This window comes from Burkholderia sp. HI4860 (assembly GCF_002223045.2).
Classification (GTDB): Bacteria; Pseudomonadota; Gammaproteobacteria; order Burkholderiales; family Burkholderiaceae; genus Burkholderia.
In genome coordinates this window covers 1-25169 of sequence record NZ_NKFO02000002.1, presented here as the reverse complement: position 1 = coordinate 25169, position 25169 = coordinate 1, and the positions used below count along the sequence as shown (strand labels likewise).

General features: G+C 63.1%; 25 protein-coding genes and 1 pseudogene. 18 read left to right on the top strand and 8 right to left on the bottom strand.

Annotated features, from left to right (window positions below; all coding sequences use genetic code 11):
- The first annotated feature begins 35 nt into the window (after positions 1–35).
- On the top strand, positions 36–968 hold the full coding sequence (gene blaPEN-bcc / locus CFB34_RS14620; RefSeq protein ID WP_089441903.1) for a PEN family class A beta-lactamase, Bcc-type: 933 nt from the start codon (positions 36–38) through the stop codon (positions 966–968).
- Positions 969–1444: 476 nt separating this feature from the next.
- Here blaPEN-bcc and CFB34_RS14615 read toward each other — a convergent pair whose 3' ends face one another.
- On the bottom strand, positions 1445–1645 hold the full coding sequence (locus CFB34_RS14615; RefSeq protein WP_046548390.1) for a membrane protein: 201 nt from the start codon (positions 1643–1645) through the stop codon (positions 1445–1447).
- A 772-nt stretch (positions 1646–2417) separates the two neighbouring features.
- Here CFB34_RS14615 and CFB34_RS14610 point away from each other — a divergent pair.
- A protein-coding gene (locus tag CFB34_RS14610) for an IS5 family transposase (protein WP_089441904.1) occupies positions 2418–3228 on the top strand; the annotation gives its coding sequence in 2 pieces (ribosomal slippage) (positions 2418–2764 and positions 2763–3228; 813 coding nt in all).
- On the opposite strand, the pseudogene CFB34_RS14605 reads toward CFB34_RS14610, so the two are convergent.
- Positions 3221–4029: pseudogene (locus CFB34_RS14605) on the bottom strand (transposase). The gene CFB34_RS14610 and the pseudogene CFB34_RS14605 overlap by 8 nt on opposite strands.
- A gap of 536 nt (positions 4030–4565) precedes the next feature.
- On the opposite strand from CFB34_RS14605, the gene CFB34_RS14600 reads away from it, so the two are divergent.
- The 9 genes from CFB34_RS14600 to CFB34_RS14560 all read left to right on the top strand — a co-directional run bounded on the left by CFB34_RS14600 (position 4566) and on the right by CFB34_RS14560 (position 14476).
- Positions 4566–5249: a TagK domain-containing protein gene (locus CFB34_RS14600; protein ID WP_143329493.1), complete on the top strand. Its 684-nt coding sequence runs from the start codon at positions 4566–4568 to the stop codon at positions 5247–5249.
- A 63-nt stretch (positions 5250–5312) separates the two neighbouring features.
- Entirely contained in the window at positions 5313–7535 is a 2223-nt protein-coding gene (tssI, locus tag CFB34_RS14595) for a type VI secretion system tip protein TssI/VgrG (RefSeq protein ID WP_242808651.1), read from the top strand.
- Between the two features lie 35 nt (positions 7536–7570).
- Positions 7571–8077, top strand: coding sequence for a hypothetical protein (locus CFB34_RS14590; RefSeq protein WP_089441906.1), 507 nt, complete (start codon positions 7571–7573; stop codon positions 8075–8077).
- A 43-nt stretch (positions 8078–8120) separates the two neighbouring features.
- Positions 8121–9113 carry an IS5-like element ISBmu2 family transposase gene (locus CFB34_RS14585; protein ID WP_006412423.1) on the top strand — a complete coding sequence of 331 codons (993 nt, stop codon included), beginning with the start codon at positions 8121–8123 and terminating at the stop codon, positions 9111–9113.
- A gap of 190 nt (positions 9114–9303) precedes the next feature.
- The gene (locus CFB34_RS14580) at positions 9304–11295 is read left to right on the top strand and encodes a hypothetical protein (RefSeq protein WP_179243819.1); all 1992 of its coding nucleotides are present in this window, start codon (positions 9304–9306) and stop codon (positions 11293–11295) included.
- A gap of 75 nt (positions 11296–11370) precedes the next feature.
- Positions 11371–12363 (top strand): IS5-like element ISBmu2 family transposase, encoded by a 993-nt coding sequence (locus tag CFB34_RS14575; RefSeq protein ID WP_006412423.1) that lies wholly within the window; start codon positions 11371–11373, stop codon positions 12361–12363.
- A gap of 221 nt (positions 12364–12584) precedes the next feature.
- Positions 12585–13577: an IS5-like element ISBmu2 family transposase gene (locus CFB34_RS14570; RefSeq protein WP_006412423.1), complete on the top strand. Its 993-nt coding sequence runs from the start codon at positions 12585–12587 to the stop codon at positions 13575–13577.
- Positions 13578–13725: 148 nt separating this feature from the next.
- Positions 13726–14190, top strand: a complete 465-nt coding sequence (locus CFB34_RS14565) for a hypothetical protein (RefSeq protein ID WP_242808650.1) — start codon at positions 13726–13728, stop codon at positions 14188–14190.
- Between the two features lie 31 nt (positions 14191–14221).
- Positions 14222–14476 (top strand): PAAR domain-containing protein, encoded by a 255-nt coding sequence (locus CFB34_RS14560; protein WP_089441907.1) that lies wholly within the window; start codon positions 14222–14224, stop codon positions 14474–14476.
- A gap of 402 nt (positions 14477–14878) precedes the next feature.
- On the opposite strand, the gene CFB34_RS14555 is transcribed toward CFB34_RS14560, so the two are convergent.
- From CFB34_RS14555 to CFB34_RS14540, 4 genes are all read right to left on the bottom strand, one after another.
- The gene (locus CFB34_RS14555; protein ID WP_089441908.1) at positions 14879–15247 is read right to left on the bottom strand and encodes an antibiotic biosynthesis monooxygenase family protein; all 369 of its coding nucleotides are present in this window, start codon (positions 15245–15247) and stop codon (positions 14879–14881) included.
- A 35-nt stretch (positions 15248–15282) separates the two neighbouring features.
- Positions 15283–15729, bottom strand: a complete 447-nt coding sequence (locus CFB34_RS14550; RefSeq protein ID WP_089441909.1) for a MarR family winged helix-turn-helix transcriptional regulator — start codon at positions 15727–15729, stop codon at positions 15283–15285.
- A 358-nt stretch (positions 15730–16087) separates the two neighbouring features.
- Positions 16088–17464, bottom strand: a complete 1377-nt coding sequence (locus tag CFB34_RS14545; protein WP_089441910.1) for an ATP-binding protein — start codon at positions 17462–17464, stop codon at positions 16088–16090.
- Positions 17461–18123 carry a response regulator gene (locus CFB34_RS14540; protein ID WP_089441911.1) on the bottom strand — a complete coding sequence of 221 codons (663 nt, stop codon included), beginning with the start codon at positions 18121–18123 and terminating at the stop codon, positions 17461–17463. The genes CFB34_RS14545 and CFB34_RS14540 overlap by 4 nt, the downstream gene beginning before the upstream one ends.
- 232 nt (positions 18124–18355) lie before the next feature.
- Between CFB34_RS14540 and CFB34_RS14535 the strand changes: the two genes are divergently transcribed.
- The 5 genes from CFB34_RS14535 to CFB34_RS14515 all read left to right on the top strand — a co-directional run bounded on the left by CFB34_RS14535 (position 18356) and on the right by CFB34_RS14515 (position 23003).
- Positions 18356–18709 carry a NirD/YgiW/YdeI family stress tolerance protein gene (locus CFB34_RS14535; RefSeq protein WP_089441912.1) on the top strand — a complete coding sequence of 118 codons (354 nt, stop codon included), beginning with the start codon at positions 18356–18358 and terminating at the stop codon, positions 18707–18709.
- 55 nt (positions 18710–18764) lie between these two features.
- Positions 18765–19625 (top strand): MurR/RpiR family transcriptional regulator, encoded by an 861-nt coding sequence (locus tag CFB34_RS14530; RefSeq protein WP_089426983.1) that lies wholly within the window; start codon positions 18765–18767, stop codon positions 19623–19625.
- Positions 19626–19680: 55 nt separating this feature from the next.
- The gene (locus CFB34_RS14525; RefSeq protein ID WP_089441913.1) at positions 19681–20106 is read left to right on the top strand and encodes a GNAT family N-acetyltransferase; all 426 of its coding nucleotides are present in this window, start codon (positions 19681–19683) and stop codon (positions 20104–20106) included.
- Between the two features lie 193 nt (positions 20107–20299).
- Positions 20300–21967 carry an ankyrin repeat domain-containing protein gene (locus CFB34_RS14520; protein WP_089441914.1) on the top strand — a complete coding sequence of 556 codons (1668 nt, stop codon included), beginning with the start codon at positions 20300–20302 and terminating at the stop codon, positions 21965–21967.
- A 175-nt stretch (positions 21968–22142) separates the two neighbouring features.
- Positions 22143–23003 (top strand): isocitrate lyase/phosphoenolpyruvate mutase family protein, encoded by an 861-nt coding sequence (locus CFB34_RS14515; RefSeq protein ID WP_089441915.1) that lies wholly within the window; start codon positions 22143–22145, stop codon positions 23001–23003.
- 50 nt (positions 23004–23053) lie between these two features.
- On the opposite strand, the gene CFB34_RS14510 is transcribed toward CFB34_RS14515, so the two are convergent.
- Positions 23054–23203, bottom strand: coding sequence for a hypothetical protein (locus tag CFB34_RS14510; protein WP_179243748.1), 150 nt, complete (start codon positions 23201–23203; stop codon positions 23054–23056).
- A 137-nt stretch (positions 23204–23340) separates the two neighbouring features.
- Between CFB34_RS14510 and CFB34_RS14505 the strand changes: the two genes are divergently transcribed.
- Together CFB34_RS14505 and CFB34_RS14500 are read left to right on the top strand one after the other, a co-directional pair.
- Complete coding sequence (locus CFB34_RS14505) at positions 23341–23607, top strand: YodC family protein (protein ID WP_089441916.1); 267 nt, start codon at positions 23341–23343, stop codon at positions 23605–23607.
- 101 nt (positions 23608–23708) lie between these two features.
- Complete coding sequence (locus CFB34_RS14500) at positions 23709–24884, top strand: cytochrome P450 (RefSeq protein WP_089441917.1); 1176 nt, start codon at positions 23709–23711, stop codon at positions 24882–24884.
- Between the two features lie 15 nt (positions 24885–24899).
- Here CFB34_RS14500 and CFB34_RS14495 read toward each other — a convergent pair.
- Positions 24900–25169, bottom strand: a 270-nt coding sequence (locus CFB34_RS14495; RefSeq protein ID WP_242808649.1) for a superinfection immunity protein, incomplete at its 5' end; no start/stop codon positions are given.

Here is a 25169-nt window from a genome sequence, read left to right as displayed (position 1 = left end):
CCCTTTCGCTCACATTCCACCACGAGACAACCGACATGACCTACTCATCGAAACGTCGAACCCTGTTGCTGGCCGCGGCGACGGCGCCGCTTGCGTTGACCGTTGCCGCATGCGCGTCGCGGCAGGCCACGGCGTCGGACGACGCAACGGCCGCGGCTGCGGCGGCGGCCGTGACGCCCGCTGCCGCAGGGCAGATGCTGGCCGAGCTCGAACGCAGCGCGGGCGGCCGCCTCGGCGTATGCGCGATCGACATCGCGACCGGCCGGCGCGCGGAACATCGTGCGGACGAGCGCTTCCCGTTCTGCAGCACGTTCAAGGCGATGCTGAGTGCGGCGGTGCTGGCGCAGAGCGTCGATCGGCCGGCGTTGCTGCAACAGCGCGTGACGTACACGAAGGCCGACCTCGTCAACTATTCGCCGGTGTCGGGGAAGCATGTCGAAGACGGCATGACCGTCGCCGCGCTGTGCGAGGCTGCGATCCAGTACAGCGACAACTCGGCCGCGAACCTGCTGATGAAACTGCTCGGCGGCCCGTCGGCGGTGACGGCCTACGCGCGCTCGATCGGCGACGACACGTTCCGGCTCGATCGATGGGAGACCGAACTGAATACCGCGCTGCCGGGCGACCTGCGCGACACGACGACGCCGGCCGCGATGGCCGCGAGCATGCGTGTGCTGATGGTCGGCGACGCGTTGCCGGCCGCGCAGCGTGCGCAGCTCGTCGCGTGGATGCGCGGCAACAAGGTCGGCGACAAGCGGATCCGTGCGGGCGTACCGGCGGGGTGGACGGTCGGCGACAAGACGGGCACCGGCGACTACGGGACGACCAACGACGCGGGTGTCATGTGGTCGCCGTCGGGTGCGCCGATCGCGCTGGCCGTGTACTACACGCAGGCGCGTGCCGATGCGCGCGCGAAGGACGACGTGATCGCGTCGGCCGCACGCATCGTGGTCCGGGCATTCGGTTGAAGAGGGGGCACGACGTGTGTGACGCGATCCACGTGCACGCCGTGCCGCAGCCGTGACCTGCGCGATCAAACGTTGTGCGATCAACGACTTAGGTCACGCATGCTCAGGATATCCACATGCTTGCCAACAAAAAGTGTGGACAAGCCCGCGCGCGGCCGCATCCGGCGTGGCGCGGGCCGCCGTGCCGCATTTGAGGCGGCGCGGACAAAGTCTTTCGGATCAAGCGCTTGGCCCTGGTATGCGCAGGCTATCCACACGCTTGCCAACACAATCTGTGGACAAGCCGCGTCGCTCCGCGGAAGGCGCTCGTCACGTCGCAAAGGGGCGGGCGAGCGGCACTTTCCCGGCCGCGTGCCGCATTTGAGGCGGCGCGGACAAAGTCTTACGGATCAAGTGCTTGATTGCGGTATGCGCAGGCTATCCACATGCTTGCCAACACAATCTGTGGACAAGCCTGGCAGCAGCGGCCGCGACGATCAGGGCTGCCGATCGTCGACGGTGGGCCAGCGCGCGAACGCGAACACCCACAACATGATGAAGTTCAGGACCGGGACGAACATCGTCAGGATCCACCAGCCCGAATGCCCGGTGCGCCGCACGATGCGGACATACGGATAGATGACGACGGCGACCAGCACGAGTGAGACGACCAGCTGCCACGCGGTGAAGTGTTCCATGGTCTTCCTCGGAGTGAGGTGTCGTGGTGCGGCGCCGGCGGAGCGGCCGGCCCGTTGAGCCGTCGCGCGAAGCCGATGGTGCGCGGCCGCGTCCGGCTCGCGTGATCTTGACGCGCGGCAGGCGTGAGCGTCAAGGCGACGGTGAGGCGCTGCTGTTGCGCGGGATCGTGCGCTTGCGCACAGGCTCGGGCCGTGGGGTGCCGCAACCGTGACGCCGCGCACGAACCGTAGCCCGATCAACGGGTTAGCGCAGGCGTGCGCAGGATATCCACAAGCTTGCCAACAAAATCTGTGGGTAAGTGGCGCCGCGCATGGCGGGCGCGTGTGAACCGACTGCGGCGTGCGCCGTCGTGGCGTCGTGACGCGAAGTGCGGCGAAGCGCCGGGTGCAATGTCCGTCGCCAGCGCCTCGTCTGCATCACGCGTGCCAAAGTCCGTCGGATCAAGGGCTTAGCGTTGCGGTGCGCAGGATATCCACAAGCTTGCCAACATTTTCTGTGGACAATTTTAGCGGTGGCAGCGAACCCTTGTCAGGCGGGCAAGATAGACGATGTGGCGAAACGGAGTGTGGCTGCTTCAGGCCATTCTCACACGGTCCCCCATTCCCCATTCCCTATCTCGCATGACTAATTGACATGACACCCCGCTGGAGTTGCCCCTGTAATACCTGACGCGACATCACACTAAGAAGCTGTTGCGAAATTAAGTTTCTAAGCTGTTAACTTTTTCGGGTTGGTGTTAACTTCTTGTCTTGTTTTGCCCGACAGGAAGAGGTGCCGAAAGAACTGATAGACGACGAACTGTGGTCACTCATCGAACCACTGCTGCCGGTGCGCGCATCACGCAATCGCCAGTATGCAGGCCGCAAACCGACGCCCGACCGCGCAGTGCTCACAGGCATTGTGTTCGTGTTGCGCTCGGGCATTGCATGGAATCTGCTCCCGCAAGAAATGGGATGTGGTTCAGGCACGGCTTGCTGGCGCCGGCTCGTCGCGTGGCAACAAGCCGGCGTCTGGCAACGTATCCACGAAACGTTGCTGGCAGAGTTGCCTCGCCGTGGCGAAATCGACCTCTCGCGTGCGCTCGTCGACAGCTCATCGATTCGCGTCGTACTGGCGGAAAAAAACCGGCCCGAATCCCACGGACCGGCGCAAGCTCGGCAGCAAACACCACCTCATCGTCGACGCGCAAGGCATCCCGCTCGCAGTCATCCTGAGTGCAGCAAACCGTCACGACATTACCCAGCTTGATGCGCTGGTTGATGCCATTCCCCACATCCGGGGTAAGCGGGGACGTCCGTTGCACAAGCCGAAAATCGTCCAAGGCGACCGGGGCTACAGTTCCGAACCCCATCGGCAGCGCTTGCGTGAGCGCGGCATCACGCCGCTGCTCGCAAAAATCGGCGCGTCGCACGGCAGTGGACTGGGAAAAACACGGTGGCCAGTGGAGCGCTCGATTGCCTGGCTGCATTCGTTTCGACGGCTCAAGATTCGCTACGAACGCTCCGCTCATGTTCACGAGGCCTTTATGTCTTTGGCTTGTGCCTTGATTTGCTGGAAGCGTCTCAAGTCTCTGTTTAACTAATTTCGCAACAGCTTCTAAGGATTGACGAATCCATCGAGCGCCGGAACTCGCGAGGCGAGCGATGTTTCAGCGCGCTATGGGAATGCTTCTCGTTGTAATGCTCGAACGCGATGGCCAAATTGCGTGCAGCAGTCGCTGCGTCCGGCGTCGGCATGAAGGCGACGTAGTCGCGTTTCATCGTCTTCACGAAGCTCTCGGCCATCCCGTTACTTTGCGGGCCGCACACCGGCGTGGTCAATGGCTTCAGGCCGACGGCCACTCCGAACCGGCGCGTGCCGTCAGCCGTGTAGCCCGAACCGTTGTTGCTCAGCCACTCGATTTCAGACGGGGTATGCAGTTCGTTGGCAAACCGATTTTCCACGGCAGCCAGCATCACGTCGCGCACGATGTCACCGCTGTGGCCTGCCGTCGTGGCCGCCCAGCTCATCGCCTCACGGCCACGGCAATCCAGCACGACGTCCTCCGGCAGCGAGGGCGAGTGCGCTATCCATTTTTTCGCCCGGCCGTACTCGACTGCTTCGCGGAGAATCTCGTTCTCCATGGTCTTCTTGCCGAGCATCCGTTGCAGCTCACGAATCTGCTTGAGCGCGACGGCCAGTTCCGAGGCCGGAACTCCTTCCTCGCCAGCCTTGACCGCTGACAGGCTCCCATCCTGATACAGCTTGCGCCAATGGAACAGCTGGTTCGGATTCACGCCGTGCTGGCGCGCGACCATCGAAACCGATTTCCCCGGCTCGAAACTCTCGCGAACCATCGCCAGCTTTTGCTCCGCCGTCGCTCCGGGCCCGTCAACACTTCCATCGCTTCCTGCAGGTGTTGGTCAAAGACACAGTCCTATGCCCGCCCGTTATTGCAAGTGGGTGACTGTGTCCGGCGTTTCAGGAGGCTGCTTCAGGCGTCCAGCACCGAGTCCGATGTACTGGCAGTGTGTCTTGTTATCTCGAGAAATGAGGATACCTATGGACATGGGTAGGATTTATCTCGACTTGTCGTGTGGTTGATTCGGTCTGCTGGTTGTTGTTCTGCTGGTGTGAATTTGCTTCGGCAGATGGCGCAAGCCATGATGGAGGAGCGTCCAGAAGGCTGCAATATGTCCGAGCCGCCCGATTGGGTTCGTGTGAGGCAGCAAGTCAATTGCCTTTGTCCGCTTGGGCCAGCCCCGGTTGTGCAGACGTTGTGTGTGCAACTTATATGCGGGGCATTTCCATTGTCGCAACAAAAAATCACACCCTGTGATTCTTGCCAGGTTTTGTTAATTTCGGACGCGTCTTATGTAATTTTCCCGGTGTGTTCGGTAAATTCGACGCAGGAGAAATTCCGTTCGACGGAGATGAAACGTGAAAGACAATACCTCAGGCAAGGATGTCGCTCGCTTTGGCGATTCAACGGATCACGGCGGCGCGGTTGTTCACGTCGCAGACAACGTTATGCGCGGGGGATTTCGGGCGCTGTCCATTGGTGACGAATGCGGCGGTGGGGCAGTATTTGGCCTGCTTGGATCATCAGCGTCCCTTCGTGGCAGCGAGGCCCTTCGCGAGCTCGATGACAATGATGGTGCTGTGGAGGACGCAAATATTATTGCGTCACTGTACAGTCAATACCTTAGATTTCTCGATGATCCGCTTTCATTGGCCGAGCGGGCAATCCCTCATACACAGGAAGCCACTCCATCTGCGTTGCCCGTGCAGGCTGAACCGGGATTGGGTTTGCTCACTATGGTGGAGTTGCCGCCGCAACCGGTTAAGCCGGTTGCCAAGCCCCGGGGGATCATGGAGCTACTCAGGCCTCCGGTCAAACTTGAACAGCTGTTCGGCGACCTCAGTGGGGTACCGGACCTCTGTGAACCGGAGCAGCGGAACGACGTGCTGGGTCTGTTCGCGCCGGCCAAATTCCTCGCAGCCGCATCACGCCATGCTGCCCAGCGGCTACCCGAACTGACGCGACGTGAACATCACATGGTCGCAATGGATAGCCCCGTGTCCCTGCCGGTCGGGTGGTTTCCTGATAGCGAAACGTCCTGACACGTCAGTCTGCATACGCTCGCCGAGTAGCCCAATACGATTCACCTTATTGTCTGAATCACCATGTCCAACGCGTTTGATGTTCAGAAGCTATATCCGGTCATGCAGAAATTCAGCCGGCCCCGAACGCTCTCTATCAGTGGGGCGGCCGTCCCGTCATCGCACAATGGCGAGCCTGTATTGCAACTGGTTGCGATCGAAGGCGAGGAAGAACTTTCCAAGATCTACACCTACGATCTGGAGGTTAAAACCTCGCTCGACGCGGGATTGAGTGACGAAGAGGCGGCGAATCTCAATACGCTCGACATGATCGGCAAGGAACTGACCGTCACCATCCAGCTTGACGGGATGGGCACTTTTGTCCCTGGAATGCCAGGGGCGACCGGTGCAGCAAACATCGGACGCGGGTTACGCGAAATCAGCGGGATTATCACGGCAGTGAGTTTTGCCGGGCAGTCGAGCCGACAGAGTAGATATCGACTCAAATTGCAACCGTGGATCGCGCTGGCTGAGAAACGCTCGGATTACAGGATTTTCCAGAATAAGTCTGTTATTGAAATCATTCACGAAGTGCTGAGCGACCACTACCTCTACTCGTGGGACATGCGGCTAAGCGAGTCCTATCCGAAGCTGGTCTATCAGGTCCAGTACGGCGAAACCGACTTTCATTTTATCCAGCGTCTAATGGAAGAAAACGGGATTTACTGGTTCTTCGAGCATTCAGATACGGTGCATCGCATGGTCCTGGTGGACCAGTTGGGGGCGCACAAGCCGGTTGACAGTGAAGCCTATCGGACGCTGTCGTACTATCCGCCAGGCCGCAGGGTTGATATCGAGCACATCGACAACTTTGATACGACTGCGCGTATCCAGTCAGGTCAGTGGACCACGAACGATTTCGACTTTACCCGGCCAAGGGCAAATCTCGAGGCACAGATTCAGTTGCCGCAGAACACCTCGCACAATACGCTTGAACGCTACGAGTGGCCCGGCGACTACACCGAACTGAAGGCCGGTGAGCAGTTTGCACGGATACGCATGCAGGAAATGCGTGCCCTGGGCGCGCGGGGCACTGGCGGTGGGAATGTGCGGAACGTCGTGTGTGGGACGACTTTTACGCTGGCGGGTTTTCCGCAAGCCGATGCAAACCGCGAATACCTCGTTATCCGGGCTCGGCTGGATGCGGCTGAACTCGACGAGGCAACCGATACCGGCGAATACCGGATTCGGACACGGTTTGAAGTGCAGCCGGCCACGACCGTTTTCCGTCCACCGCGCACGGTCAGCAAGCCACGTACAACCGGCCCGCAGACGGCCATTGTCACGGGGGCCGACGGGAGCGAAATCTACACGGACCAGTACGGCCGGGTGAAGGTGAAGTTCCACTGGGACCGCTCGCCAGTACATGATCAGACATCATCCTGCTGGCTGCGGGTCTCCTATCCGTGGGCAGGCAACAACTACGGGACCATCAGCATTCCGCGGGTGGGCTCGGAAGTGATAGTGGACTTCGAGAACGGCGACCCTGACCGGCCATTTGTGACGGGGCGGCACTACAACGCGCACAACATGCCACCGTGGGAGTTGCCCGCCAATGCGACCCAGAGCGGCACGCTGACGCGCTCCACCGATCAAGGCGGCTACGAAACCGCCAACGCGCTGCGGTTCGAGGACAGGAAAGGCAGGGAGGAAATATGGTTCCATGCCGAAAGGAATATGCGAACCGAAGTTGAAAACGATGAATCGCATACGGTTGGGCATGATCGCGCGAAGACGGTCGGACATGATGAATCGGTGACGATTGACAACGATCGTACGGAAAAAGTCGGCCGAGGCGAACAGGTCGAGATTGGTGTAGATCGTCGTCACACCATAGGCCAGGATGCGTTTCTTTCGGTTGGGCGCGATCACCGCATCCAGATCGGCAAGGATCGAATCGAGGAAACGGGCAACAATCGCAAGGACACCATTGCGGCCAACTTCCAGGTCACGACTGGCGGCAACGCCGAACACAAGGTGCAGGGGCGTCACCAGATCGAGGCGGGGCAGGCTATCGAGCGCAAGACCCGTATCTACCAGCTACAGGCGGGCGACAAGGCTGAAATCATCGGCCCGGCCGGAAAGATCACGCTCGACGGTGAAGGCGTCACGATTGAAGGAGTCCGGATCAAGCTGAAGGGGCCGGTCCAGACCGAGACCGGCTGGGTCAAGAATGCCCTGGACATGCGTTCAGACGTGAACAAGGGCGATCCGTTCACACCGGACTACTTCCCGTTTTCAGGCTGACGCCTGCCGTTTATTCCATCAAGGAACAGTGCCTCGTGATTGTGACTTTTCCGTTTGAAGACGATCCTTATTACAGTGCCCCGCAGCCAGCGTCTTACCCGCAGTCAGCCAGTGCCGCGCTGAGTACGCCAGCACTTGTCCGCAAATATATCGATCTCACGAAGCACGTCGCGGGAGGTGTATTCCCGGTAGGGCGCAACCGCTTCTGGCACGGTGGCGTACACCTGAGCGGAAAAAAGCCGGTGCGCGCGGTCGCAGACGGCACCATCGTCGCATTCCGACTGGATCGGGACTATATCGACAGCGAACTCGGCCGGCAGATCAAGGCGGCCGCACCCGTGAAGGCGTCAGCGTCGAAAGCCAAGCCGCAGCCGTCAGCGCCCCGGCAGTTCAGCAGTAGCTTTGTACTGATTCGGCACGAGTGCGAGGTCAATAGAGGAGGCGGTGAAATGCAGCCCGTGGCGGGCGTTTCGCAGGGTGTCAGCGCGAGCATCCCTAGGGAAACGCTGATTTATTCGGCTCGGCGGTCATCGCAGACGTAGCCGAGGACGTTTAGAAGACAGCTCACGGAACGGACCCACGACGATGAAGAGGCAGATCGGCTTCGCGGAAGCGGAAATTGCAGGCAAGAAGCGAGTGACGAGGCGCCAACGCTTCCTGGAAGAGATGGAGAAGGTCGTTCCGTGGCAGCGCTTGCTGTCGGCCATCGAACCGCACTATCCGAAGGGCACGCGAGGTCGCCCGCCGATTGGCCTTGAGCGGATGCTGCGAATCTACTTCGTGCAACAGTGGTACGGACTGTCGGACGAAGGACTGGAAGACGCGCTGTATGACAGCATCACGCTGCGAGCCTTCGCCGGCATCGATCTGGCGATCGAGAACGTGCCTGATGCAACCACGCTGTTGAAGTTCCGGCGCCTGCTGATCGAACACGAACTGACACGGAAGTTGTTCGACGAGATTGGCATCTCGCTGTGCGAGCGTGGGCTGATGATGAAGGAAGGCACGCTGGTTGACGCGACGATCATTGAAGCGCCGCCGTCGACCAAGAATGCCGGGAAGAGCCGTGACCCGGAAATGCATCAAACGAAGAAGGGCAACGAATGGCACTTTGGCATGAAAGCCCACATTGGCGTCGACGCCGACTCGGGCCTGATTCACAGTGTGGTTGGCACGGCGGCCAACGTGTCGGATGTATCGCAAGCTCATGCCCTGCTGCACGGGCATGAAGAGCAGGTGTTCGCCGACGCGGGCTACATTGGCGTCGACAAGCGCGAGGAAATGGCGGGCAAGGCCGTGAAGTGGCACGTCGCTGCCAGGCGGGGAAAGATCAAGGCGATGCAAGAAGGAGCGCTGAAGGACCTGGTGATCGCGCTCGAGCGAACCAAGGCGCAGATCCGTTCGCGGGTTGAGCATCCGTTTCATATCGTCAAGAATCTGTTTCAGCATCGCAAGACCCGATACAAGGGCTTGGCCAAGAACACCGCGCAACTGTTCAGCCTGTTCGCTCTGGCGAATCTGGTGATTGCGCGAAATCTGTTGCGATCGGTCCATGGGAGCAGTCCGTCATGCGTATGAAAAATGCGAGCAGGGGAGGCTCGCTTACGCGCCAAATTCACTGAATTGAGCGCCGATTCGCTTCGTCATCCAGAAAATTTGAAGCCATCTCGCCTGCAACTTCGGAAGTTGGTCCATTGATCAGCGTTTCCCTAGATACATTGGGGCGCACTTCTACTCGCTCTACGCGAATTTGCTGCCGCAAAAGCAGTTGCAGAACAAGGCAGTCCTGCCGCCGTTTCTCACGACCACCAATACAATTGTCCCGGTTGCCGCGTTGCGCGGGGACGAAGTAACGGTAAGCGCGGTGATCGATGACGGGCACCACATGGTCAAGATCAGGATTACTGATATCAATACCCGCAACAGTGGCGAGGGATGGATCGAGCGCATGTATCTGGACGTGGAGCCAGGCGTTCCACTGAGGCCCGAGCAGAAAATCCGGCTGGGCTATCCCATTTCGTTCATGTATTGCTGCCATCCGACGGAAAAGCGGTGGATGCCGTTGGATCGCACCTTCTCAATGGAATATCCGGTCAGGGCCGGACAGGTGATTGGTTACGCCGGGATAACGGACGGCGATCTTGGCCCGGTGGCGGACAGCTTCCACTTCGAGATTTTTACGGGTGAGAATAAGTTGGTGAAGCAGATGAAGCCGCTTGTTCCGCTGAACATTATCAACCCAAGTTCGTCGTACCAGGAATATGCGGATGGACAGAAAAGCGATGGTATGGGGAAGGTGTGGTTGACGCGGAATGCTCGCCTTGCCAGAACAAATCTTGACAGCACCGTTACGATTCTATCGGCATCCGACATGCAAGTGTTTCCAGCCGGCTCCTGCTTTTTTGCGGCGATTCCTTGCACAGCTGATGGGTTGGAGCCTAGTTCGGTTAGTGACCTGATATGTTTCAAGCTATTTGGCATGAATGGAAGCACCTACTACGCCTATGCGCGGCAGGCGGATGCCGCTGCGGACGGCCGCGATTTTGTCCGCGACGCGTGGGTGACGCTGACTACAGACAGCGACTGGGTAGCGCGGGGATGGCAGACCTATGAGGATAGCGAACTGAATACGACAGACGATGGCTTTGTTGAGGACGACGATGCGGTCATGCAGAAAATCCTGTCCGCCGCACACAAGTCTTCTGCGAGCCTGAGTCTCGAGGATCTTCACGCTGATGGCGTTGACGCGATCTTGCGAACCGCCGCTGTCCGGTTCCACACTGAATGGGACAGCAGTAACAACAGCAAGCGATATGGCAAACTTCAACAAGGTGGCCATCCGCCGCTTCCGCAATTATCCGACAGCCAGTTCAAGGCGTTCTTGCAGGATATTCAGTGTCAGCAGTTCTGGAGCGATGCGAAGGTACAGCAGGACGGTGTGAACAATGCCATGAAGCCGCTATCCACGCCGATGGATACGAAGAACTGGCATTTCCACCCAGTGGGCTTTCTGGCCCAGATGCGGGAATGTCTCGCAACGGACGCAACGCTGTCCGAGGAGGCGTTCGAACTGGAAATCCGGCAGAGCTGGATAACCTGCCTGAAGCTGATCGAGAAGCGCCTCAAACAACTCGAACCCTGGGCGGACGCCAACGCCGCCATGCCTGATGCGCCCTCGGCGCGGGCGCGAGTCGTCAGGGAATATGCGACCCTGCAAACGATTCACAATGTTGCCCATCACGATCTCTGGTCAAACTTCGAATACTGGTTTGGCGTAACGCCCAATGACGTCGCTGCCCCGGAGACGTTGCACGGACAGCTTGCAGCCAAGCCTGCCGGGCATCACGTCCATAACTACCTGAAAGGCATGCGGGAGTTCTTCCGCCATATATCCATGCAACGGGTGGTCAAGGGCGCACTGGGTTTTGAGGCAGGTGCCTATGTGCAGCCGGGGGTGTATCCGGCCAAGGCGCTCACGCCTGCCCGATCAGGCTTCCGGATGGAATACGTCAATATCGCTTGCCAGTATGGTCCATTCTTCCGAAGCTTTAATAACAGGGATCCGGTCGATCAGAACCGTATGGAAATCCAGTTGCACGAGGTGGCGCATTTGCAGAATACAGCTCATGCCAAGGACCAGAAGATCGACGTTAACGAGGCAGATGACCCTGATAAATACAACGGAAGGACTGCCTATGGGGCACGCGCGGCACGGGTACTCGCCGAGTTCACGCCCAACAGGGCGTTAGGGAAACGCTGATTTATTCGGCTCGGCGGTCATCGCAGACGTAGCCGAGGACGTTTAGAAGACAGCTCACGGAACGGACCCACGACGATGAAGAGGCAGATCGGCTTCGCGGAAGCGGAAATTGCAGGCAAGAAGCGAGTGACGAGGCGCCAACGCTTCCTGGAAGAGATGGAGAAGGTCGTTCCGTGGCAGCGCTTGCTGTCGGCCATCGAACCGCACTATCCGAAGGGCACGCGAGGTCGCCCGCCGATTGGCCTTGAGCGGATGCTGCGAATCTACTTCGTGCAACAGTGGTACGGACTGTCGGACGAAGGACTGGAAGACGCGCTGTATGACAGCATCACGCTGCGAGCCTTCGCCGGCATCGATCTGGCGATCGAGAACGTGCCTGATGCAACCACGCTGTTGAAGTTCCGGCGCCTGCTGATCGAACACGAACTGACACGGAAGTTGTTCGACGAGATTGGCATCTCGCTGTGCGAGCGTGGGCTGATGATGAAGGAAGGCACGCTGGTTGACGCGACGATCATTGAAGCGCCGCCGTCGACCAAGAATGCCGGGAAGAGCCGTGACCCGGAAATGCATCAAACGAAGAAGGGCAACGAATGGCACTTTGGCATGAAAGCCCACATTGGCGTCGACGCCGACTCGGGCCTGATTCACAGTGTGGTTGGCACGGCGGCCAACGTGTCGGATGTATCGCAAGCTCATGCCCTGCTGCACGGGCATGAAGAGCAGGTGTTCGCCGACGCGGGCTACATTGGCGTCGACAAGCGCGAGGAAATGGCGGGCAAGGCCGTGAAGTGGCACGTCGCTGCCAGGCGGGGAAAGATCAAGGCGATGCAAGAAGGAGCGCTGAAGGACCTGGTGATCGCGCTCGAGCGAACCAAGGCGCAGATCCGTTCGCGGGTTGAGCATCCGTTTCATATCGTCAAGAATCTGTTTCAGCATCGCAAGACCCGATACAAGGGCTTGGCCAAGAACACCGCGCAACTGTTCAGCCTGTTCGCTCTGGCGAATCTGGTGATTGCGCGAAATCTGTTGCGATCGGTCCATGGGAGCAGTCCGTCATGCGTATGAAAAATGCGAGCAGGGGAGGCTCGCTTACGCGCCAAATTCACTGAATTGAGCGCCGATTCGCTTCGTCATCCAGAAAATTTGAAGCCATCTCGCCTGCAACTTCGGAAGTTGGTCCATTGATCAGCGTTTCCCTAGGGAAACGCTGATTTATTCGGCTCGGCGGTCATCGCAGACGTAGCCGAGGACGTTTAGAAGACAGCTCACGGAACGGACCCACGACGATGAAGAGGCAGATCGGCTTCGCGGAAGCGGAAATTGCAGGCAAGAAGCGAGTGACGAGGCGCCAACGCTTCCTGGAAGAGATGGAGAAGGTCGTTCCGTGGCAGCGCTTGCTGTCGGCCATCGAACCGCACTATCCGAAGGGCACGCGAGGTCGCCCGCCGATTGGCCTTGAGCGGATGCTGCGAATCTACTTCGTGCAACAGTGGTACGGACTGTCGGACGAAGGACTGGAAGACGCGCTGTATGACAGCATCACGCTGCGAGCCTTCGCCGGCATCGATCTGGCGATCGAGAACGTGCCTGATGCAACCACGCTGTTGAAGTTCCGGCGCCTGCTGATCGAACACGAACTGACACGGAAGTTGTTCGACGAGATTGGCATCTCGCTGTGCGAGCGTGGGCTGATGATGAAGGAAGGCACGCTGGTTGACGCGACGATCATTGAAGCGCCGCCGTCGACCAAGAATGCCGGGAAGAGCCGTGACCCGGAAATGCATCAAACGAAGAAGGGCAACGAATGGCACTTTGGCATGAAAGCCCACATTGGCGTCGACGCCGACTCGGGCCTGATTCACAGTGTGGTTGGCACGGCGGCCAACGTGTCGGATGTATCGCAAGCTCATGCCCTGCTGCACGGGCATGAAGAGCAGGTGTTCGCCGACGCGGGCTACATTGGCGTCGACAAGCGCGAGGAAATGGCGGGCAAGGCCGTGAAGTGGCACGTCGCTGCCAGGCGGGGAAAGATCAAGGCGATGCAAGAAGGAGCGCTGAAGGACCTGGTGATCGCGCTCGAGCGAACCAAGGCGCAGATCCGTTCGCGGGTTGAGCATCCGTTTCATATCGTCAAGAATCTGTTTCAGCATCGCAAGACCCGATACAAGGGCTTGGCCAAGAACACCGCGCAACTGTTCAGCCTGTTCGCTCTGGCGAATCTGGTGATTGCGCGAAATCTGTTGCGATCGGTCCATGGGAGCAGTCCGTCATGCGTATGAAAAATGCGAGCAGGGGAGGCTCGCTTACGCGCCAAATTCACTGAATTGAGCGCCGATTCGCTTCGTCATCCAGAAAATTTGAAGCCATCTCGCCTGCAACTTCGGAAGTTGGTCCATTGATCAGCGTTTCCCTAGTGAGTTTGTGATCGTGAACACCCAGTTCCTTCCAGGCAATCACGTTTATGAAATCGTCTACTGGCATCCGAAGCACGACTGGGCTGAGATCCGCAAGGCTCAGGAACGTCCGGATTCGCAGGGCAGGGGCTGGATGATGTATCCGATCACGGATAACGCGCCGTCGAACCGCCTCTATTTCAGGGTCTACAAGCCGACCGATGAAGAAGCGCGTGAGGGTCGGCACATTGAATTCCTCGGCGAAGTGGATGCCCGTACGCAGGTTCCAGCGCTGCCGTACGCCCGTCCAGGTGACTACGCGCCAAAGACCGGCTATTGGGCCGCGACGGGCAAGAGTATCGAACGGCTCGGCGGCTATTACGAAGTGTTCGTCAAGGAAGGTGATTCACTGCCGAACCTGCCGGGGAGCCGGGGCGTGGACCCCTTCAGCTTCCAGTGGAAGTATGTGGGCGAACAGAGTGCCGCCGCTGGAAAGTAACGGCTGATCAATATCACCCTCGGAGATTTTTATGCGACCCGTTGTGCTTGTCGGCCATCGCCATGTCTGTCCGTTGCACGGACCCGGAACTGTTATCAGCGGCACGGACGGCGTGACAGTCGGGGGGAGAAAAGCGGCCTGTGTCGGTGACTCTACGAGTTGCGGTGCTGTCATCGTCACCGGGGGCGTAACCACGTTTGGCGGTCGGGCGGTCGCCCGCGAGGGTGACACCACCAGCCACGGCGGCACGCTGGTCGAGGGCGATAACGGCTGGTTGCTTGAGTGAGCGGAACAGGGAAAGCACGCCATGATTCAACTTCCAGGCAGACATGCACCGGGAGACGCATCGGCGTGCGCTGAGTCGCCGCAGCTTGTCGCTGTTCGCATGCCTCTCAATAGTAGACAGGGCTGGGTGGCTACCGTTTGTGTAGCGGCAGGCAAAGTTCTTCACACTTTCGCGTCGTACTTTGACGCGATGATCAGAGCAACGCACTTGGCTATGCCGAACAACCGCATCGGTATTTGGGGATAGGGCATTTGCCGCCGGGGACGATCGAGCCCCCCAACCGGGATGGGTACAACGTGCTTCTGCAAACGGGTTGGGCCGCTCGCCAGGGACGATTGATTACTGGACCGGACAACCAGCCGCCGGGATGTTTTCTTAAACTTCGCCGGGCAGGTCATGCCCTCACGCCGTGCAGATACCGGCCACGCCGACTTTCTGGAACAGGTGCGGGCTCGCGACGGCGGACGACGGATAGGCCGACAGCTTGGCGACGAACTCGGGATGCGTGAAGGCCGCGCGAAATGCTTCGGTCGATTCCCAGATCGCGTAGTTCAGGTAAGTCGGACTGTCGCCGAGCGCGCGATGCAACTGGGTCGAGATGAATCCCGGCTGTCGCTTCATGAATTCGGCGTCGTCCTTCCACACGGCAAGAAAGTCCGCTTCGTCGGCGGCGGCAAGCGTGAACACGTTGACGAGGACGACCGGCTCCGCGTCGATGGCGATCTGTTGCTGGATCGGAAAGGCCGGATCCATCGGCTTGAAATGAGGCATGGGAACTCCTGTGGGTGTGAGAGGTGATTGAGCGCTCACGTCGATGCATCGGCGCCATGCGCGCGGGACATCGCCGACAGCACGCGGATCGCCGCATCCAGGTCAGCCGAACTGAAATCGCCGGCGATGCTGCGGACATGCTGTTGCCACTGCCCGACCACGGCCTGATAGGCCGCCTCGCCGCGGGGCGTCAGCGCGTACAACGGGGAACGCTTGTGTGCCGGATTGGGAAGCGACTCAACCAGCCCTTCGTCGGTCAGCACGTTGACCTGTTTCAGCACCGCCTGCCGCGTAATGCCCATCGCGTCGGCGATCTGCGGGATGTTCGGCGCTTCCGGCGCCAGCGAGATGGCGCCCAGCACCTGCCAGCGCGCACTGGTCAGGCCGTGCGGCCCGGCAAAGGCGTTGCCCCATTCGATCAGCAGGCCGTTCAAGCGGAATACGGACAGCGCGACGGTGGTCAACTTCGCGGATTTCGTCATGTTCGGTACGCGGGATAAATTGACAACTACTTTACCTATTGGGCAACTAGTTGTCAATTAGGCGAATGAATGTCGTTGAACGAAACCGGGTGGGTAAACTGGCGACGCGATGCGGAACCGGTAACATTTGCCGCGTCGAGCATCACGCCAGCATCCTCGAAACCTCGACCGGCCTGCGGATCGAGCGAATCGTCGACGACAACCGAGTCGGGTGGTGGGCTGACCCGTCCTGGCGTATTTGCCGCGCACGACCGGCAAACCCTTTCCGATCAAGGGCTTGGTGTCGTTAATGGAGGGTTGTCCACAAGCTTGCCAACACAATCTGTGGAAAAGCCGTGCGTCGTGCGGCGCCGGCGCGTCAGGCCGGCTGCGGAAAGCGCACCGTGACGGTCAGCCCGCGTCCGCCGTGCGTGGTGCCGAGCGCGACCGTCGCGCGATGCTGTTCGGCGATCCGCTTGACGATCGACAGTCCGAGCCCGCTGCCCGACGACGTGGCGGCCTGCGCGCCCTCGCCGCGATAGAAGCGCTCCCACACGTCGTTGCGTTCGGCTTCCGGGATCCCGGGGCCGTCGTCGGCGACTTCGAGCACGGGCGTCGTGCCGTCGATCCGCGCGGATACATCGACGCGCGCACCGTCGCCCGCATAGCGGATCGCGTTGTCGACGAGGTTGTTCAGCAGCACGCGCAACGTGTCCGCATTGCCCGACGTCATCACCGGCGTCGACACGATCGCGCCGAGATCGATCCGGTGCGCGTCGGCGACGCGCGTGCGATCCGATACCACCGACCGGCACAGCGCGGCGAGATCGACGGGCGCCGACGCGGAGGCGGCCGCCTGCGCGTCGGGCTCCAGGCGCGCGAGCGTCAGCAACTGCTCGGCAAGGTGGCCGAGGCGCGTCGTGCCCGCCTGGATCTGCGCGAGGATGTGCTCGCGTTCCTCGGCGGTCGCCGCGCGCCGCAGCAGCTGCGACTGGATCGACAGCCCCATGATTGGCGTGCGCAACTCGTGCGCGGCATCGGCGATGAAGTGACGCTGCAGCGTGAACGAGCGGTCGAGGCGCGCGAGCAGATCGTTGATCGCTTCGGCGAGCGGCCGGACTTCGTTCGGCATCGAGCCGACGTCGACCGGCTCCAGATTGTTCGCATTCCTGCGTTTCAGGCCGGATGCGATCGTGCGCAGCGGCCGCAACCCCGCGCCGATACCGAACCACAGGCCGATCGCGAGCAGCGGCAGCATCGAGAACACCGGCCACAGCAGGTGCACGGCGATGCCCGCGATCGCTTCCCATCGGGCATGGCGTGCCTGCGCGAGCCGGATCGTCGTGCCGCCGCGCTCGGTCACATAGGTGCGCCACGGCTGGCCGTCGACGTCGACGCTCGCGATGCCTTTCTGCTCGGGCGGCGGCAGTTTCGAATCGCGGTCGGTCGAATACACGAGCGCGCCATTGCGCCAGACCTGCAGCAGCACCGCGTCAGGGTCGCTCGCTTCGAAGCCGTGCTTGCCGTTGGCATGGTTGCTGAACGACAGCTCGCCGTTCGGGCCGACGACGATCTGCTTCGACATGCTGCGCATCTGGTCGTCGAGCAGGTCGTCGAGTTCGCGCAGCGCGCCCCAGTAGGTGCCCGCGCTCGCGACGAGGCCGATCACGCAGGCGGCCGGCATCAGCCACGTCAGCAGGCGCCGCCGCAGCGACGTGTTGCGCCAGCGCGAGATCGCCCGTTGGATGCGCGTCATGCGCCGTCACCGATCCGGTAGCCGACGCCGCGCACCGTGCGGATCATGTCGTGGCCGAGTTTCTTGCGCAGGTTGTGGATGTGCACCTGCACGGCGTTGCTCTCGATTTCCTCGCCCCAGCTGTACAGCCGTTCCTCGAACTGCTCGCGGGAGATCACCGCGCCCGGGTCGCGCATCAGCTCGTGCAGCAGCACGAACTCCTTCGGCGACAGCGGCACTTCGTCGTCGTTGAGCCAGACGAGGTGCTTGACGGGGTCGAGCCGCAGTGGCCCGATCACGAGCGTCGTCTGCGCGCGGCCCGCGTGGCGGCGGCTCACGGCGCGGATGCGGGCGAGCAGCTCGTCGAGCTCGAACGGCTTGACGAGATAGTCGTCCGCGCCGCTGTCGAGGCCCGCGATGCGGTCGGGCACGCCGTCGCGCGCGGTGATGATGATCGCGGGGAGGGTTTCGTCGCGGCGGCGCAGCGCGGCGAGCACCGACAGGCCGTCGCGGTTCGGCAGCCCGAGATCGAGCAGCAGCAGGCCGTAGCCGGTCGCGCGCAGCGCGAGCGACGCGGCGTCGCCGTCCTTCACCCAGTCGACCGCGAAGCCTTCCTGTTTGAGGCCTTGTTCGAGCCCGCTGCCGATCAGCGGATCATCCTCGACGAGCAATACGCGCATGAATTCGTGTCTCTTCAACGGGGCGCCGTGGCACCCGGGGTTCCCATGATAAGCGCCCGTGTCTTAGGCGCAGCTTAAACGTGGGCGGCGCACGGCGGGCGCGCCCATGCGTCCGATGCGGCACCACGCCGCTTCCGGACGACCTTCAGGTTTGCTTAATCTTACGGTCCGTAATCTGGCGCCGTCGCGTTCAACGGGGCGCGGCGTCACATCGAAAAAGAGGACCACGATCATGAAACACCTGGCCAGAATCCTGACGGTTGCGCTCGCCACGCTGCCCGCCGCCGTCTACGCGCAATACACGGGGCCGTCCACGCTGACGACGACCACCGTGAAGGAACTGCTTGCGAACGGCAAGGACGACCAGCACGTGCAGCTGCAGGGCCGCATCGTCAAGCACGTAGGCGGCGAGGATTACGAATTCGCCGATGCGACCGGCACGATCCGCGTCGAGATCGACCGCAAGCTGTGGGCGACCGGCCAGCCCGTCAGCGACAAGAACGAAGTGAAGGTGACCGGCGAATTCGAGCGCAAATGGTCGGGCAGCGTGAAGGTCGACGCCGATCACGTCGAAGTGCTGCGCTGACCGGTGCGCGCGGGGCCGGTGATACCATGGACGACCGGTTCCCGTTCCCACCAAGATGGCCGCCAATTTCGACGAACTCGCGTCCCGGATCCGGGCGCAATTTTCCGAGCTGAGCCCGCAATTCCAGGCGGGCGCTGCCTTCCTGCTCGATCATCCCGACGAAGTCGCCACCTCGTCGATGCGCAAGGTCGCCCAGCGCGCGCAGGTGCAGCCCGCCTCGCTCGTGCGGCTCGCGCAGCAATTCGGTTTCCCCGGCTGGAACGAGCTGCGCGACCTGTGCGTGGCGCGCGTGCGCACGCGCCCCGAGCCGCTCACGCAGCGGGCGCGCTCGCTCGTGCGGCCCGACGCGCAGGCGTCGCTCGCGCACGACCTGCTCGCCGCGCAACAACACAACCTGTCGGCCACCGCCGCGCAGAACGAGCACGCGCTCGCCGATGCCGCGAAGCTGATCCGCAAGGCGTCGCACGTGCACGTCGCGGGGTTTCGCTCGTGTTATCCGGTCGCGTTCGGCTTCGTGTACGGCTACCGGCTGTTCCGTCCGACCGTGTCGCTGCTCAATGGCGTCGCCGGTTCGCTCGAGATGGAGCTGCGCACGATCGCGAAGCAGAGCGTGACCGTCGTCGTCAGTTTCGCGCCGTATTCGCAGGAAGCGACGCGCGTCGCGCAGGCCGCGAAGGCGCAGGGCAGCCGGATCGTCGCGATCACCGATAGCGCGGTGTCGCCGATCGCACTGCACGCGGATGCGCAACTGATCTTCACGCACGACAGCCCGTCGTTCTTCCCGTCGCTGGTGGCCGCGCATGCGATGGCCGAAGCGCTGGTCGCGCAGTTGCTGGCGCTCGAAGGCAGCGATGCGATCGCCGCGCTCGAGCGCACGGAAGCGGAACTGCACGCGAAGGGCGCGTACGTCGTCTGACGCGGTGCGTGCGGCGTCGCCCCTTCCTCATTCAGGATTCAAGCGGATTCAACCGATGACGTTCACATACGAGGTGACGGATACGGGCGACGCGAACGTGCGCAAGCAGATCGTCGCGCCGCTCATCCGGTTCAACGAAAGCCAGGCGGGCCCGATCGACGCGCGTCCGCTGGCCGTGGTCGTGACCGATGGCGATGGCGCGGTGGTGGGTGGCCTGTGGGGCAGCACGGCGTATGGCTGGCTGCATGTCGACCTGCTCGTGGTGCCCGAGGCCGCGCGCGGCCAGGGCGCGGGCACGCGCATCATGGATCTGGCCGAGGCGGAGGCCGTCGCGCGCGGCTGCCACAGTGCGTGGCTCGATACGTTCGACTTCCAGGCACGGCCGTTCTACGAGAAACGCGGCTATGTCCGCTTCGGCGAGCTGCCGGATTATCCGGTCGGCCACGCGCGCATTTTCCTGACGAAGAAGCTCGCGGGCTGAGCATGGCCGCCGCGTGGCGCGGCGCGGTTGACGTCGCCGCCGGCCGTCGCCTAGGATACCGGGCAGCGATGCAGGTCGCTTCCGGGTCCGCGGAAAGGGTTGAACCCACCTGTCGCAGCGAATTCAGCTTTCCCCCTGTCCTTTGTGCTGGCGGTATTGCGGACCTTCGGCCATTCACTGCACGAGGATTCGCATGAAAAAGCTGCCTCCCAAGGCCAATCCCGATCATCTGAAAAAGCAGGCCAAGGCATTGTTGCGCCTGTACCGGCAAGGCGACGCCGATGCCGTCGCGCGCTTTGTCCGGTTTCTTCCCGCCGCCGCGAACCGCACGCACGACGAAGCGCTCGCGCTCGGGCTTCGGCTGCATGACGCGCAATCCTGCATTGCGCGCGAGTACGGCTTTGCGTCATGGGCCGATCTCGGCGCGTTCGTCGAAACGCACGCGCTGGCGGGGCAACAGCGCGCGCAGCTCGTCCGCCGCTGGCTCGACCTGGCATACGGCGGCGACGTGACCGGCGGCTTCGACGCGCCCCGGCCGCGCGTCGCCGCGCAATTGTTGCTCGACCATCCCGAGCTCGTCGCGGACGATCCGACCATCGCCTGCGCGGCCGGCGACCTCGACGCCGTGAAGGCGGCGCTGGCCGCCGATCCCGGCTGGATCGCGCGCGCCGGCGGCGCGTTGAAGCTGCCGCCGCTGGTCGCCGTCACGCATTCGCGGCTCGGGCAGCTTCCCAGGTTCGCCGCCAGGCTGCGCGCCTGCGCGCGTCTTCTGCTCGATGCCGGCGCCGATCCGAACCAGCGGATCGGCAACCGCTTTCCGCCTGCGTCGCTCGCCGAGCCCGACGAAGCGGGGCCGCTGTCGGCGCTGTACGGCGCGGCGGGCGTCAATCGCGATCCGGTGCTCACCGCGATGCTGCTGGAGGCCGGCGCCGACCCGAACGACGGCGAATCGCTGTATCACTCGGTGGAGAATCCGGCCTGCACGCGCGTGCTGCTCGAACACGGCGCGCGGGTGAGCGGGACGAATGCGTTGCGGCGCGCGTTCGACATGCGCGATGCCGACGCGCTCGAACTGCTGCTCGCGCATGGCGGCGACCCGAACGAGCCGCCGGGCGCGGGGCTCGCGCAGACCTGGGGCGCACCGTTGTTGCGGGCGATCGGCGTGCGCTGCTCGGCGCGCCACGTTGCCGCGCTGCTGGCGGCCGGCGCCGATCCCCGCGCGCAAACGCCCGCAGGTATCAGTGCGTACCGGCTGGCGATGCAGACCGGGCTGTCCGACGTCGCGGCCTTGTTGCGTGCGGCCGGCGCGGAGGAGGCGCTCGACGCGGCGGACGCGTTCGTGGCGGCCTGCGCGCGTGCCGACGCCGACGATGCGCGGCGCATCCAGGCGCGGCATCCCGAACTGCCCGGCGCGCTGCCCGCTGAACGGCTGCGGTTGCTGCCGGACGCCGCGGCATGGGGTTCGGGCGACGCGGTGAAGGTGATGGTCGAACTGGGCTGGCCGATCGCCGCGCGGGGCGGCGACTGGGACGCGAGCGCGCTGAATCATGCGGTGTTCCGCGGCGACGCGGACTTGCTGGCATTCCTGCTCGCGCACGGCGCGAACTGGCGCGACCTCCACGGGTTCGGGAGCGACGCGCTCGGCACGTTGTCGTGGGCATCCGTCAACGAACCGGAGCAGGTCGGCGCGGCCGACTGGGAGGCCTGCGCGCGGGTGCTGCTCGCGCACGGCGTGCCGCACGCCACGCGGAATCCGTCGAATCCGGACGACGTGCGGATCGACAGCCGCGCAATGCGCTTCTCCGAGGCCGTCACCGACGTGTTGCTCGGCATCGACGGCGGGCCGCCCGCAACGACTTGAACGACCGTGGGCCGGCGACGGGCAGGTGGCGGCGCCGGCCCGCGCGTGGCCGGCTGCGGGCGTACGGTCGGCGCGCCGGGTTTTCCCGGTCGCGCGACGACATTTCGGCGAACGCTGAAACGTCGCGTGCACGACCGGCGTAAGCTCGGTCGTCAACTTCCTTCCGGAGTCCGCGATGACCCGTTCCGACCTGCAAGCCCGCCAAGCCGAAGCCTTCCGCGCCCTGCATGCACGCTCAGGCGCGTTCATCATCCCGAACCCGTGGGACGCGGGCACCGCGCGCCTGCTCGCGATGGCCGGCTTCGAGGCGCTCGCGACCACGAGTGCCGGGTACGCGTTTTCGAAAGGGCAGCCCGACAACGCGATCGACCGCGACGCGATGCTCGATCACATCGCCGAGATCGTCTCCGCGGGCGGCTTGCCCGTCAGCGCGGATCTGGAGAACGGCTTCGGCGACGCGCCCGACACGGTGGCCGAAACGATCCGGCTCGCGGCCGAGGCCGGCGCGGTGGGCGGTTCGATCGAGGACGCGACGGGCCGCGCCGACGCGCCGATCTACGCACGCGATGCGGCGATCGAGCGTATCGCGGCGGCCGTCGACGCGGCACGCGCGCTGCCGTTTCCGTTCACGCTGACCGCGCGCTGCGAAAACTACCTGCATGGCCGCCCCGACCTCGCCGACACGATCGCGCGGCTCGTCGCCTATCGCGACGCCGGCGCCGACGTGCTGTACGCGCCGGGCATCACCGAGGCGGACGACATCGCGGCGGTGACGCGGGCGGTCGGTGCGCCCGTGAACGTCGTGATGGGGCTGCAGGGCGGCTTGCTGAGCCTCGACGCGCTGGCGGCGCTCGGCGTGAAGCGCGTGAGCGTCGGCGGCGCGCTGGCGCGGGCCGCGCTCGGCGCCTTTCTGCGCGCGGCGAAGGAGATGGTGCAGGACGGCACGTTTACGTTTACGCAAGCGGCCGTACCCGGGCGCGATATCAACCGCTGGTTTGCGTCACCCGATAATTCGCCGGTTTTGTTCGGGAAATGAGCGCAGATAAATCGTGGGATCGTTTCCAATTGAAGTCTGCTTGACAATAATCAACCGATTTCGCGTCTGAAATAAACGTCGGTGACGATGCAAAATACATCGTCTATTCTCCGCATTCCCGCCCGTTCGACCGGCGCCGGCGCACAAACCGCGCCGGACCGGGCGATCGGGCGCTCGCCATGCGCGTCGATGCCGCGCATTGTTGCATTTCCTTGGTCAGTATGTTTTCGAACGCGGGAGTTGCCGGCTGATTATTTGATTGATAATCTGCGGCACGTTCGAAAGGACAGTGGGTGGTCCGCCGAGAATATCGATATATAAAAATGCTGAGAGAGCGATGACGAACCGAGAAAATCAACGCGTCAGGTTTCGCGTCGGCGATGTCGTGACGCTGAAGACGGGCGGGCCGCGCATGACCGTCACCTATGCCGGGCCGGTCGTATTCGACGACGGCGACTGGCTGATCTGCCAGTGGTTCGACGAAAACGGCGAATTCCGCCAGGAAATGTTCCCTCACGACACGATGGTGGCCGAACCGCGCGCGATTTCGGCCGGGCGCGTCCGCATGCGGATGCAGTCGCATCGCTACCGGTCGGCTGCCTGACGAGCAGCTGTCGTCGCGATGCCGCCACGCCGGCTACCCGCGCCGCGACATTTCACGTCAGCCCGAAACATGCGGCCGTGCACGGCCCCGATACTGTCTGCATGAACCCGACCGATCCCATCGCAGCGGTCACGCACCGCGATCCCTATCCCTACTATGCGGCGCTTGTCGACGGGCCGCCGCTCGCGTTCGACGCCACGCTCGGCCTGTGGGTCGCGAGCCGCGCGGCCGCCGTGACGGCCGTGCTCGGCCATCCGGCCTGCCGGGTTCGCCCGCTGGACGCCCCCGTGCCGCCCGCCTTGCGCGGCACGACGGCCGGCGCGCTGTTCGGCGAGCTGGTGCGCATGAACGATGGCGCGTTGCGGCACGACGTGCCGAAGCAGGCGCTGCGCGCGGCGTTCGCGCCGATCGACCCGGCGGCGCTGCGCGACCGTGCCGCGCGGATTGCCGCACGGCGCTTGCCGGCGCCGGGCGATGCCGGTGCGCTGAACGCGTGGTGCATGACGGTGCCCGTTTGCGCGGTTGCCGATCTGCTCGGCTTCGACGAGACGCAGCTCGACGATATCGCGGCGCAGGTCGTGGATTTCGTCGCCGCGCTGTCGCCGTTGTCGGATGCCGCGGCACTGGCCCGCGCGAGCGACGCTGCGCGAGCGCTGCTCGACCGGATGACGGCGCGCGTCGCACAGACGCAGGCGCACGACGGCACGCTCGTTGCCGCCGTGCAGCAGGCGGCCCGCGCGTCGGGCTGGCACGCGAGCGGCGCGCTCGTCGCGAATCTCGTCGGGCTGCTGTCGCAGACCTGCGAGGCGACGGCCGCATGGCTCGGCAATACGCTGGTGGCGTGGAGCGGGGAAGCGGGGGCGAGCGCCGCGCACGTCACGCCGGACGATGCCGCGCTCGACGCATTCGTCGCCGAAGTCGGGCGCTTCGATTCACCGGTGCAGAACACGCGCCGCTTCGTCGCAGCGCGCACGGCGATCGAAGGCGTGACCGTCGAGGCGGGCGACGCGATTCTCGTCGTGCTGGCCGCTGCGAACCGCGACCCGGCCGTGCATCGCGATCCGCAACGATTCATCCCTGACCGCGCGGCCGGGTCGAATTTCGGCTTCGGCACGGGGCCGCATGGGTGCCCGGGCGAGCGGATCGCGCGGGCGGTGACGGCGGGGGCGTTCGGGGCGTGGCTGCGTGCGGGCGGCGTACCGCTGCACGATGGCCTCGCGTGGGACTACCGCGCGTCGACCAACGTCAGGATGCCGAAGTTCGACGCGGTAAGCTGAAGGGGAAAGAGGGACTTAACGGCAGCCTTGCTTCTCCGCCCATTGCTCCTGGGCGGCCACGCGGCGTTGCACGCGTTCGACGAGACCGGTCGAGAAGGTCCGCATGCTGATGCCGCGGCGCTTCGCGAGGATCGTCTGCGCGACATCGGCGCGCGGGTTCGGCTGGCAGGCCCAGTACAGCGTCATCAGCCAGCCGATGCCGGTCCACCCGAACAGCGCGTTGAACATCGCGACCGTCAGCTTGTCGTGCCGGCCACGCCGGTCGGCCACGACCGCCGGCAGAAA